Origin of the sequence: Paraburkholderia oxyphila NBRC 105797 (assembly GCF_000685075.1) — a bacterium.
Taxonomy (GTDB): Bacteria; Pseudomonadota; Gammaproteobacteria; order Burkholderiales; family Burkholderiaceae; genus Paraburkholderia; species Paraburkholderia oxyphila.
In genome coordinates, this window is sequence record NZ_BAYD01000118.1 from 19,388 (window position 1) to 30,944 (window position 11,557).

The 11,557-nt window shown below is 63.1% G+C and carries 9 protein-coding genes; 5 read left to right on the forward strand and 4 right to left on the reverse strand.

Annotation, left to right across the window (positions count from 1 at the left end; translation table 11 throughout):
* Positions 1 to 49: 49 nt before the first annotated feature.
* The 4 genes from BO1_RS40940 to BO1_RS40955 form a co-directional block, all read right to left on the reverse strand.
* A complete protein-coding gene (locus BO1_RS40940) occupies positions 50 to 1,522 on the reverse strand; it encodes an aldehyde dehydrogenase family protein (protein ID WP_028222519.1) in 1,473 nt (490 codons plus the stop codon).
* A 38-nt stretch (positions 1,523 to 1,560) separates the two neighbouring features.
* The gene (locus tag BO1_RS40945; protein WP_028222520.1) at positions 1,561 to 3,075 is read right to left on the reverse strand and encodes an aldehyde dehydrogenase family protein; all 1,515 of its coding nucleotides are present in this window, start codon (positions 3,073 to 3,075) and stop codon (positions 1,561 to 1,563) included.
* 29 nt (positions 3,076 to 3,104) lie between these two features.
* A complete protein-coding gene (locus BO1_RS40950) occupies positions 3,105 to 3,995 on the reverse strand; it encodes an SMP-30/gluconolactonase/LRE family protein (protein ID WP_043288699.1) in 891 nt (296 codons plus the stop codon).
* A 68-nt stretch (positions 3,996 to 4,063) separates the two neighbouring features.
* Positions 4,064 to 4,873, reverse strand: coding sequence for an enoyl-CoA hydratase/isomerase family protein (locus tag BO1_RS40955; protein ID WP_028222522.1), 810 nt, complete (start codon positions 4,871 to 4,873; stop codon positions 4,064 to 4,066).
* Between the two features lie 551 nt (positions 4,874 to 5,424).
* Between BO1_RS40955 and BO1_RS56690 the strand changes: the two genes are divergently transcribed.
* From BO1_RS56690 to BO1_RS40985, 5 genes are all read left to right on the forward strand, one after another.
* The gene (locus tag BO1_RS56690; protein ID WP_052409799.1) at positions 5,425 to 6,231 is read left to right on the forward strand and encodes a class I SAM-dependent methyltransferase; all 807 of its coding nucleotides are present in this window, start codon (positions 5,425 to 5,427) and stop codon (positions 6,229 to 6,231) included.
* Positions 6,232 to 6,450: 219 nt separating this feature from the next.
* Positions 6,451 to 7,278 (forward strand): helix-turn-helix transcriptional regulator, encoded by an 828-nt coding sequence (locus tag BO1_RS40970; RefSeq protein WP_028222523.1) that lies wholly within the window; start codon positions 6,451 to 6,453, stop codon positions 7,276 to 7,278.
* A 314-nt stretch (positions 7,279 to 7,592) separates the two neighbouring features.
* A complete protein-coding gene (locus BO1_RS40975) occupies positions 7,593 to 8,636 on the forward strand; it encodes an extracellular solute-binding protein (RefSeq protein ID WP_084688682.1) in 1,044 nt (347 codons plus the stop codon).
* A 36-nt stretch (positions 8,637 to 8,672) separates the two neighbouring features.
* A complete protein-coding gene (locus BO1_RS56695) occupies positions 8,673 to 10,310 on the forward strand; it encodes an amidohydrolase (protein ID WP_052409800.1) in 1,638 nt (545 codons plus the stop codon).
* A gap of 71 nt (positions 10,311 to 10,381) precedes the next feature.
* Positions 10,382 to 11,518: a porin gene (locus tag BO1_RS40985; RefSeq protein WP_028222525.1), complete on the forward strand. Its 1,137-nt coding sequence runs from the start codon at positions 10,382 to 10,384 to the stop codon at positions 11,516 to 11,518.
* Positions 11,519 to 11,557: the final 39 nt, after the last annotated feature.

An 11,557-nucleotide genomic window follows, 5' to 3' on the forward strand; every position in this document is an offset into this window, starting at 1 on the left:
CTGTCCTGATTGTCGTGGTGACTGGAGCGGGCGGCGGCGGGGCCGCGCGTCAATCCAGGTTGATATAGGTGGCCTTGGGGTAGAGGAAGCTCTCCACGTGCTCCTTACCGCCTTTCCAGCCATAGCCGCTCATCTTCGTGCCGCCGAAGCCCACGGCGGGATCGATCACGCCGTAGCAGTTGACCCAGACGGTGCCGGAGCGGATGCCCTGCGAGACCTTGTGCGCGGTCGAGAGGTTGCGGGTCCACACGCCGCCGGCGAGACCGTAGGGCGTGTCGTTGGCGAGCTGCAGCGCTTCCTCCACGGTGTCGAACGGAATCACCGAGGCCACCGGCCCGAAGATTTCCTCCTGCGCGATGGTCATGTTGTTGCGCACGTTGGCGAACACCGTGGGCTCGACGAAAAAGCCCCTGGCGAGCTCGCCGGAGAGGCGCTGGCCGCCATGCACGAGATCGGCCTCCTTGCCGCCGATCTCCATGTAGTGCATTACGCGCTCGAGCTGGCGCTGCGAGATCAGCGGGCCGATCTGCGTGCCTGGCTCGCGGCCGTCGCCGATCTTGATGGTCTTCGCGAACGCGGCCATGCGCTGCACGAACGCGTCGTGGATGGCGCGCTGCACGAGGATGCGCGTGCCGGCCACGCAGACCTGGCCCGTGTTGGCGAACACGCCCATCGAGGCGCCGGGCACGGCTTTCTCCAGATCGGCATCGGCGAACACGATGTCGGGCGACTTGCCGCCGAGCTCGAGTTGCAGGCGCTTGAGGTTGCCCGCCGAAGCACGCACGATGGCTTGCGCCGTGCCGACCGAGCCCGTGAAGGCCACGCGGTCCACGCCCATGTGCTCGGCCAGCGCCTGGCCCACGTCCTTGCCGTAGCCGGTGACGACGTTGATCACGCCCTCGGGCACGCCGGCCTCCATCATCAGCTCGGAGACGCGCAGCGACGACAGGGAGGCATCCTCGGCCGGCTTGAGCACGGCCGTGCAGCCGGTGGCCAGCGCCGGGCCGTAGATCCACCACAGGCCCATCAGCGGGCCGTTCCAGGGAATGATGCCGCCGACCACGCCCACGGGCATCAGGTGCTTGAGCGCCGTGAAGTTCGGCGCGATGGACAGCGGGCTGGCGGCCACCGAGCCGGCGCCCGTTTGCGAGGCGTAGAACTGCAGCAGCTGCGAGAGCCATTCCTTGTAGCCGCGCGTGCGCGCGAGCGGCGCGCCCATGTCCAGCGTTTCGATCAGCGCGAGCTCGTCGAAGTGGTCGAGGATGGCGTCGTGCACGCGCAGCAGCAGCTTGCGCCGCTCGTGTGCCGTGAAGCGGCTCCACGGCCCCTCGAAGGCGCGGCGCGCGGCCGCCACGGCGCGGTCGACGTCGTGCGCGTCGCCCTGGGCGATATGGCAGAGCAGCTCGCCCGTGGCCGGGTTGATGGCCTCGATGCGCTGGCCCGAGCGCGGCTCGACCCATTGCCCGCCGATCAGCAGTTTCTTGGTGCCTTCCACGAAGGCCGGCGTGCTCATCATGTCCATGGCGTGTCTCCCGGTTGTTGTGTGATGGAAGCTGGCGCTCACAGGCGGACCATGACCGATTTGGTCTGCGTATAGGCCTCGATCGAATCCTGGCCGAATTCGCGTCCCCAGCCCGATTGCTTGTAGCCGCCGAAGGACATGGCCGGGTCGGACTCGCCGAACGTGTTGATCCACAGGCGCCCGGCCTTCAGCGCGCGCACGACCTTGTGGGCGCGCGAGACGTCGCGCGTCCAGACCGCGGCCGAGAGGCCGTAGGCGGTGTCGTTGCCTTGCAGCACGGCGTCGTCTTCGTCCTTGAACGGGATGATCGAGAGCACGGGGCCGAAGATCTCTTCCTGCGCGATGCGCATGCCATTGCGCACGTTGTCGAACACCGTGGGCTCCACGAAGTAGCCCGCGCCGCTCCAGGCCTTGCCGCCCAGCCGCAATGTGGCGCCGCCTTCCTGCCCGGCGCCGATATAAGACCAGACGCGCTCGCGCTGCTTCGCCGAGATCAGCGGCCCGAGCTTCGTGTCGGCCGCGAACGGGTCGCCCACCTTCCAGCTTGCGGCCAGCTCGGCCACGCGCTCGGACACCTGGTCATGGATGCTCTCCTGCACGAACAGACGCGTGCCGGCCGAGCAGACCTGGCCCGAGTTGCCGCAGAAAGTCTTGACGGCGGCCTGCACGGCCTTTTCTATATCGGCGTCGGCGAACACCACGTTGGGGGCCTTGCCGCCGAGCTCGAGTGTCACCTTCTTGAGGTTGGAGGTGGCGTCGCGCACGATCTGCTTGCCGATGGCCGTGGAGCCCGTGAACGCGATCTTGTCCACACCCAGGTGCTGGGCCAGCGCCGCGCCCGCCGTGGCGCCGAAGCCGGGCAGCACGTTGATGACGCCCGCCGGCAAGTCGGTCTCCTGGATCAGCTCGGCGAGACGGATGGACGTGAGGCACGCGAGCTCGGCGGGCTTGAGGATGACCGTGTTGCCGCAGCACAGCGCATTGGCGAACTTGATGGCAGCCATCAGGATGGGGACGTTCCACGGAATGATCTGGCCGCAGACGCCCAGCGGCTCGCGCAGCGTGTAGATCAGCGTGCTGCCGTCCGAGGGGATCGTGGTGCCCAGCACCTTGGAGCACCAGCCCGCGTAGTAGCGGAAGATGTCCACCGTGGCCGTTGCCGCGCCCTGGGCAAACCACAGCGGCATGCCGTTGTCGAGCGACTCGATCGCGGCCAGCTCGTCGAGATGCTGCTCGATCTTGTCGGCGATCTTGAGCAGCGCGCGCGTGCGCGCATGCGGCGAGAGGGCAGCCCAGGACGGTGCCTCGAAGGCCTTGCGCGCCGCGATCACCGCGGCATCGACGTCGGCGCTATCAGCTTCGGCCACGTGGCAGAGCACTTCCTCGGTGGCGGGATTGACGACCTCGAACGTCTTGCCCGACGCCGCGTCGACCCACCGCCCGCCGATCAGGAGGCGCTTGCCGCCCTGCCTGATCCAGGCGAGCGCCTTCTCGCGCGCGGCTGGTGCGCTGTTTTGTGCGCCGTTTTGTGCACTGTTGGATGAAGTGGTCATGAAACCTCCATGCGAAATGACCTTGCGGCTCAGGCGAGCGCGACATCGACCCGGGTGGACAGCACGGCGCTCAGCGGGTTGGCGCGGCGCACGTCCGGATTGAAATCGGCGGGGGTGACGCACATGAATAGCGTGCGTCCGTCTGCGCCGCCGAGCGCGCACGCATAGCAGTTGCGATCCTCGGTCTGGATCGTTTCGAGAATCTCGCCGCCAGGCGCTACGCGCAGCACACGCGTCTTCGTGAAGTCCGCCACCCAGATGGCGCCTTCGGCGTCGGCCTGCGAGATGCCGTCCGGCGCGACCACGATCTCGGCCATGGACTCAATGACGCCTTCGTTGCGCGGCACCGGGCCGAAGCTCGCCCAGTCCCGGCGCGCTGATAGCGAGCCATCGGCCTGAATGTCGAACGCGGAGAGGCGATTGCCGAACGATTCGGCCACCACCAGCGTGCGGTTCTCGATCACGGTCGAGCCGTTGGGGAAGTGCAGCGGCTCGCTGATCATCGTGACCGACCCATCGGGATCGACGCGCGCGAGCCTGCCCGGACGGCGCGGGGCCAGCTTCATGACGTCGAAGCCGAGGTTGCCCACCCACGCGCGGCCCTGCGCGTCCACGACCATGTCGTTGGGCTCGAATTCGAGGTGCGGGAACAAATCGGCATGGACCACGACGGAACCATCGTGCTCGCGACGCAGCAGCTTGCGGTCGTGCATGGAGACGGCAAGCAGGCGTCCATCGGGCAGCCAGCCGATGCCGGAAGGGCACTGGGGCACATTCAGTTCCGTGCGCAGGTCGGTGCCGTCTTCCCGAATCGAACACACTCGTTCGGAGTACAGATCGCTGAACCAGAAGCGGCCGTCGTGCCAGCGTGCGCCTTCGGTATGCGTCATGCCGTCCAGGAGCAGGGTGAGTTGTCTCATGATTTAACTATTATTAGTCAGGTTTAAGGGTGTGTGTCGTCGCGCGGTGGGATCCGCCTCGCCGTACACTACTGCGGCAACCGGGCCGACGGAAAATCCGGCTGACGCTTGCTGCGCAGCGCGGCCAGCCCTTCCTTGACGTCCGCACCGAGGAAGCACAGCATCTCCAGCGCGAGCGAGTTGTCGAAAACCGGCCCGGCAATGCGCATCCAGTTGTTGAGCGATTTCTTGGTCGCGCGAATGGCGGTCTGGCTGCCGCGTGCGAGGCTGGCGGCAATGGCGAGCGACTTCGGCAGGACCTCCGCGCGCGGGGCGCAAAAGGTCACGAGGCCAATGCGTTCCGCTTCCTTGCCATCGACGAAGTCGGCTGTCATCAGGTAGTACTTCGCCTTGGCCATCCCGCACAGCAGGGGCCAGACGATGGCGGCGTGATCGCCTGCGGATACGCCGAGGCGCGTATGCCCGTCGGTGAGGCGGGCTTCCTCCGCCATCACGCTCACGTCGGCCAGCAGCGCTACCGCGAGGCCCGCGCCCACGGCCGCGCCGTTGATCGCGGTGATGATGGGCTTCTCGCAGGCCAGCATGTTGTAGACGATGTCGGACGCCTCTTTCATCACGCGCAGCGTGGCCTCCTGGCTCTCCGACATTTCTTCCACCACGGAGAGATCACCGCCCGCGGAGAACGCGCGATCGCCGGCACCCGTGACCACCACCACCTTGACCTTGGGGTCATCGTTGAGTACGCCCCAGACTTTGGTCAGTTCCCAATGCATCCGGTTGTTGGTGGCATTCATGACCTCAGGGCGGTTAAGCGTGACGAGCCATACGCCGTCGGGCTGAGGGTCGAACCGGATGAACTCGAAGTCTTCGTAGCGCATGTGTGATCCCAAAACGGATTTGAACGGAGCAACATGCATTGGACTCGCCGCTGCCGGCTAGCGCAATGCGAGCCATGGGGGCGTTCCGTACTTTGGTGGGTTTGGCGGCTCGCGCGCCATGGCGCCCAGCCGCCCTTCGACCTTGAGTGCGCTGGAGCAGGTCAGCGCTTGTCCCATGGCGGTACGCCCGCAAACGCGTCGACCAGAAAATCGATTGCCACGCGCACCTTTGCGCTCACGTCGGCGAGAAAAGCCGGGCTCATTGGATTGACGCAAGCGCTCGCGGCCGAATATGGGCGGTGCCTTCGCTTTTCACGCTTTGCCCGGCATGGTCGATGAAGGTCGACGCGCGACCTGCCGTGCGCAAGGCAAAAAGCGTGCATCGAATCTACCCGCCGCTACCTCATGAGCTGGGTCTTGTGTGCCGGGACCGACACAGTTCGTTAAAGGACTCGCATTCGACAACGGCGTCGGATAGACTCAACTGTTTCCGTATGTTTCAGATTATTTCTTTCAGAAATATAATTAACATTGCAAAATAGGGGGGGATTATGAAAGGTATCGTTCAGAAGGCATTCAATAAGTTTGGCTATTCCATTCATCAGGAGGCGACCCTGCGGGAACTGCGCCGCGAAAACGCGGAGCTTCGCAAGCGCGTCCATGACCTCGAGTTCCACGGCGTGGCAGTGACGCTGCCGCGGGCAGAGTGCGAGGGCTCTGTCGCCAGCACCGCGTCTACGCAGGGGGATCAGGAAACCAGCCCAGGTTTCAATTTTTACGATCTTGATATTAAGGATCGCGAAAGAATTGTCAGTGCTGCGATAGGTTCGCGACAGACGCTGATGTCGCGCTGGGAAGCGCTCGCCGTGGAAAAGACTGAGAGCTGGGCTCTCCGCGCACAGCGGGCTGCGAGCATGCTGGGCGGCGTATCGTCTATAGCCGATGTGGGTTGCGGAATGATGACATTGGAGAACTACCTGCCACGAGATGTGCGCTATGTTCCCGTCGATGTGGTCAGGCGCGATGTACGAACCATCGTTATTGATCTGAACAAAGAGGAATTGCCTGATCTTGGAACGGACTGCATCGTAGGGCTCGGGCTGCTCGAATATCTGTTCGATGTTCCTGCCTTGCTTCGACGCATTGCGTCGGTCTATCGGATGGCGCTCTTGTCGTATAACCCCTTGGATCGTATATCGGACATGAGCGAGCGCACGGGGCATGCGTGGGTCAACCATTACACCGAAGCCGACCTCGAAGCATTGTTTGGCTTGAGCGGTCTGCAGATTGAGGAGCGTGTTCATCACGACGCTACGCAGACGATCTGGCGCTTGACGAGCAAGCAAATCGCTGCGTAGCCGCGCTATTCACGCACGCAATTACAAATCGTACGGACCTCGCGCGCCGCGAGAAATCGGTCTTGCCCTACTTCAAGTAGGGCATACCGGAGCGGGGCGGTCCGCTACCTTTATTGTCATCCTTCTATCTAAGAAAACTGACCGATGGCAATCCGGCCTTCGTGCCCCGGCGCGATCGAGGGATTGTGCGTAAATCGCACCGATTTCGAGGACCCGTCCATGCCCATCGCGCATTCCGTTCCCTGCGAACGCGGCAACGCCATGATCGAGGTCCAGCCGGCGACAGTCGGCGCGGTCGTCAGCGCTATGGGCACGGCAGGGTTTGCCGATGCCGTAGCGGCGCTCATCAGCGCGCATATCCCGATCGACGCGCTGCATCTCGACCGGTGGCGTCCGTGCGCCGGCAGCGCTTCGGGGTATACCGTAGAGTGGTTCGGCAGTTGGAGTCCGCTGTATGCGGACGTGTCGAGTCTGATGGCGGTCTACTACCAGCAGTATTGGCGCGACGATCCGCTGAACCAGCAGGCCCGAGCCAGAAAGGGCACCTTGCTGCTGCAGCGTCACGTCGACGGCATTGCCGAGGGTGAGCTGCGCCGCCGCTTCTTCGACGAGCCGCGGATCGCGCAGGAATGCATGCTCGTGCACGGGGACGCGAAGTGCCAGTACGCGCTATCCCTGACGCGCTCGCGCGGGCGGTCCGCATTCAGCCTCGACGAACTCTTCCATGTCCGCCGGATGGCGGACATGTTGTTTCCGATGTTCGAGTCGCACGTGCGGTCATACGGTGAGCGCCGGCCCGCCACGGTCGCGATGCCCATGGCACCCGACGAGGGCTTCGACGCCCATCTTCTGCGCGCGAACATCCGCTTGTCGGAGCGCGAACGTGAGCTCTGCAAGCTGCTGCTGAGCCGCTGGTCGGTGCCGCAAGTCGCGAACCATCTCGACATCAAACTCTCCACGGCGAAGACCTATTGTGAGCGCGCATTCGCCAAGCTCGGCGTGCGCAATCGCAGCGAACTGTTCGCCTGGGCGGCCAACGCGGATTAAACGCAACGCCGCGTCACATTTTTCCCGTTTCGGATCCGGTCGGTCAGCGGCCCTGCCATGCCGGCGCCGCGCCGCGCTACCGCAATGATTCGGCTTTCACGCGAGTGAAGCCGGCGTCCGTAAATACCCTTGTCCACCTCTCCAGCAGGACAGACTCGCCGATTTTCGCGGGCTAAATTCTGCACCCATGCGCTCGCGCAGGCGTTGAGCGTGACGATCCATAGACAGAGGAGAGGCAAGTGGCTGGAACAATCGTAGGGCGATTCAAGGCGGGTTGCGCGGCACTGGCGGCCGCGGGTCTGCTGTCATGCGCAATGCCGGCGGCGCAGGCGGCCGATCAGGTGGTCAACGTCTACAACTGGGGCAACTCGATCGGCAAGGACACCGTGGCGAACTTCGAGAAAGCGACCGGCATCAAGGTCGTCTACCAGGAGTTCGACTCGAACGAGACGCTGCAGGCCAAGCTGCTGGCGGGCAACTCCGGCTACGACGTGGTGGTGCCGTCCGATATTTTTTGGGCGCGTCAGGTCAAGGCCAACATCTTCCAGAAGGTCGACAAGTCGAAGTTGCCGAACTATGCGCTGATCGACCCAGCAAGCCTGAAGCTGCTCGAGCAGGACGACCCGGGCAATCAATTCGGCGTTCCATGGCAATGGGGCACCGACGGGCTGGGCATGAACGTCGAGAAAGTGAAGGCCGTGCTCGGCAACAATGCGCCGCTCGATAGCTGGGCGTTGCTGTTCGATCCCAAGAATGCGCAGAAACTCAAGAGCTGCGGAATATCGGTGCTGGACTCGCCCGTCGACGCATTCGGAACGGCGCTGATCTATCTGAAGAAGGACCCCACGACGACGAATCCCGCCGACTATGAAGCGGCTTATCAACTGCTCAAGCGCGTTCGTCCCTATATCACGCAGTTCAACTCCACGAGTTACATCAACGACCTCGCCGGCGGCGACATTTGTCTCTCGCTGGGCTGGTCGGGCGACGTGAACTCCGCGCGCCTTGCCGCCGAGGCCGCGCGCAAGCCCTATCACATCAAGTATGTGATCCCCACCGAAAGCACGGCGATCTGGTTCGACATGCTGGCGATTCCGAAGGATGCGCCTCACCCGGCCGCGGCACTCAAGTTCATCAACTTCGTGCTGTCGCAAAAGGAGGCGGCCAACCTGACGAACGACACCTCCTATCCGAGCACGATCCCCTCGGCGAAGCCATTGATCCGGCCGGACGTGAAAGCCGATCCTGCGGTGTTCCCGCCACCGCCGGTGTTCGCGAAGCTCGTCGCCAACAAGCCGGTGCCGCCCGAGATCATGCGTCTGCAGAACCGGCTGTGGTCGCAGCTGAAGAACGATTGAGCGCGTCTGCCCTGACTTCCCTTATCTGGAGCCACCATGGCGCAGCCCGCCGATCTGATCATCACCCATGCCGATATCCACACGATGGACGGCAGTTTGCCACGCGCGGAAGCCATCGCGGTACGCGAAGGCCGCATCGTGGCGCTAGGCAGCAACGCGGAAGTCGAGCGCCTCGCGAACGCGAAGACTCGCCGCGTCCATGCGCAGGGGCGCATGGTGCTGCCCGGCTTGCAGGACACCCACGTGCACTTCCAGCTGAGCAGCGCCGACCTCTACCACAACGCGTCGCTGTACGACGCCACGACGCTCGACGAACTGCTCGCTTGCATCCGGCAGTTTGCCGAGCGACATCCCGAGAGGGCATGGATTCGCGGCGTGGGTTTTTCGCCGAGCCTGTTCGGCCCGGACGTGCTCACCAAGGAGCGGCTCGACAGCGTGACGGGCGGCCGGCCGGCGCTGATGCTGGCCTGCGACTACCACAATGGCTGGGCCAATAGCGCGGCGTTCGAGCGCGCGGGGGTCAAGCCGGGCAGCCCGGAGCCGGAGAACGGCAGCTATCTGCGTCACGCGGATGGCAGCCCGAAGGGCTGGCTGGTCGAGGATGCGATCTGGGCGATGAACCGCATCGCACCGGGCTATACCGACGACGAATACTTGCAGGCGATGAAGCACTACAGCAGGGAATTCAATCGTCGCGGCATTACGGGCGTGCTCGATGCGATGGTCAACCGCAATTACATGCGCAACTACCAGACCTCGCACGACCGGGGCGACCTGACGCTGCGGGTGCGGGCAACCTCGAAGATCTTCGCGCACAAACCGCTCGACGAGCAGTTGCAGGAGCTGATCGACTTGCGCGAGACCTACCACGGGGACCGCGTTTGCCTGCACTCGGCGAAGTTCTTTCTCGATGGCGTACTGGAGAACGGCACCGCCGTGCTGCTCGAGCCGCGTAGCGACAACGGCGGAAACGCCGCGTTGATGTTCAGCCAGCAGCAGATCAACGAATACTTCGCCGCGTTCGACCGCGAGAAGTTCCAGCTTCATGTGCACACCATTGGCGATGGCGCCGTGCACGCGGCTGTGAACGGGATCGAATACGCGGCGCGTCAGAACGGAAGATGGGATGCGCGGCACCAGCTGGCGCACCTGCAAGTCGTGAATCCCGCCGATATTCCGCGCTTCAAGTCGCTGGGCATCCTGGCGAACTTTCAGACGCTATGGGCGCAGCCCAACGAGGAAATGGATGCGATTGCGGGCGCGATGCTGGGTCCCGAACGCAACCAGTGGATCTATCCGGTTGGCGAATTCGTCCGGCAAGGCGTGACGTGCATGATGAGCAGCGACTGGGGCGTGACGGGCTTCGACCCCTTCGAGATCATGCAAACCGCCGTGACACGGCAAAAGCCCGGCGCTAGTGCCGACGCGCCGGCTCACACGCCCCACCATCGCGTCGGCATCGACGATGCATTGCGTGGCTACACGGTGCATGCCGCGCACGCCGCGTGGCGCGACGACTGCACGGGCAGCCTGAGTGCGGGAAAGTACGCAGACCTGATTGTCGTCGATCGCAATCTCCATGAGATCTCGCCGTACGGGATCAGCCAGACGCAGGTGCTGCTCACGCTGCTGGGCGGGCAGGAAGTGTATCGCGATCCGCGCTTCGACAGTTGACGCCAGACGCGTTAGTCAAGGCGTGGAGATCGTCAAGATAGTGAACAACGAGACTTTATTGGAGGGACTCTATGAAAGTGCTATTGGCCGCATCGGTATTGACGGCCATGTCGGCCTCGCAAGCCTGGGCGCAGTCTTCGGTGACGTTGTACGGCGTTGTCGATATGGGCGTCGACTATGCCAGCAACGTTGCCAGTTCGCCCGATGGAACGCTCGTGCCCGGCAGTGGTGGAACGCTCGTGCAGATGAAGAGCGGCGTCGCCCAGACTAGCCAGTGGGGGTTGCGCGGCTCGGAGGATCTTGGTGGAGGGTTGTCGGCGATCTTCAAGCTCGAGAATGGATTTGATGCGGCGTCGGGTGGATCGATGGGTGGTCTTGCTTTTTCGCGTAACGCGTATGTGGGCCTCCATTCGGAGCAGTATGGTCAGTTGACCTTTGGGAAGCAGTGGGATGCTAGCGTCGATCTTATCGAGCCGTTTACGCTGAACGGTAACTATGGGGGGTGGTACTTCGCGCATCCGAACGACATGGATAATCTGGATAACGGATTTCCGGTCGATAACGCGATCAAGTATACGAGCCCGGTTATCGGTGGCTTCCAGTTCGAGGGGCATTATTCGTTTGGTGGGCAGGCCGGGCAGTTCTCGAACGATGCCTCGTATAGTGCGGCCGCCGTGTACAACGGCGCGGCTTTTAGTGCAGGGGTGGGGTATCTGCGGGTGAATAATCCCGTTACCGCCGTTTCGGGGTATAGCAGTGGGCCTGGATATGTCAATGTGATCTATGGGAATGCGCTTGCGAGCGCGCGGTACCAGGGTGTTCTTTCGGCGGGCGCCTCCTATACCATCGGAAGCTTCAGGTTGATGGCGGACTACTCGAATGTCGATTTTTCGTCTGGCAGTGGCAGCCATGACTTGCATTTTCAGAATTATGAAATTTCTGGGGTCTATTTTTTGACGCCTGCTACCACCATTGGCGTGGGGTACACGCTGACCATGGGACTCGATCATGCGAGCGATACGGAACCCAAGTATCATCAAGGGAATCTGATCGTGCAGTATGCGTTGTCCAAGCGGACTTCGGTGTATGCTATGGCCGCTTATCAGCATGCTGCGGGGGCGGCGCAGAATGCCCAGATTGCTGGGTTTAATCCGTCTGGTTCGATCAATCAATTTGTTTCGCGTGCGGGGATCACGCATATGTTTTAAATCGGTGAAACTTGTATTCGCGGCGGGCCGCAAGCGTTG

Coding starts and splice junctions, on each gene's coding strand:
- BO1_RS40955 (WP_028222522.1), bottom strand. CDS start 4,873: ATGCGCTACGAAGACTTCGAGTTCATCCGGTTCGACCCTCAGCCCGAC.
- BO1_RS56695 (WP_052409800.1), top strand. CDS start 8,673: ATGGCGCAGCCCGCCGATCTGATCATCACCCATGCCGATATCCACACG.
- BO1_RS40940 (WP_028222519.1), bottom strand. CDS start 1,522: ATGGACATGATGAGCACGCCGGCCTTCGTGGAAGGCACCAAGAAACTG.
- BO1_RS40945 (WP_028222520.1), bottom strand. CDS start 3,075: ATGACCACTTCATCCAACAGTGCACAAAACGGCGCACAAAACAGCGCA.
- BO1_RS40970 (WP_028222523.1), top strand. CDS start 6,451: ATGCCCATCGCGCATTCCGTTCCCTGCGAACGCGGCAACGCCATGATC.
- BO1_RS56690 (WP_052409799.1), top strand. CDS start 5,425: ATGAAAGGTATCGTTCAGAAGGCATTCAATAAGTTTGGCTATTCCATT.
- BO1_RS40950 (WP_043288699.1), bottom strand. CDS start 3,995: ATGAGACAACTCACCCTGCTCCTGGACGGCATGACGCATACCGAAGGC.
- BO1_RS40985 (WP_028222525.1), top strand. CDS start 10,382: ATGAAAGTGCTATTGGCCGCATCGGTATTGACGGCCATGTCGGCCTCG.
- BO1_RS40975 (WP_084688682.1), top strand. CDS start 7,593: ATGCCGGCGGCGCAGGCGGCCGATCAGGTGGTCAACGTCTACAACTGG.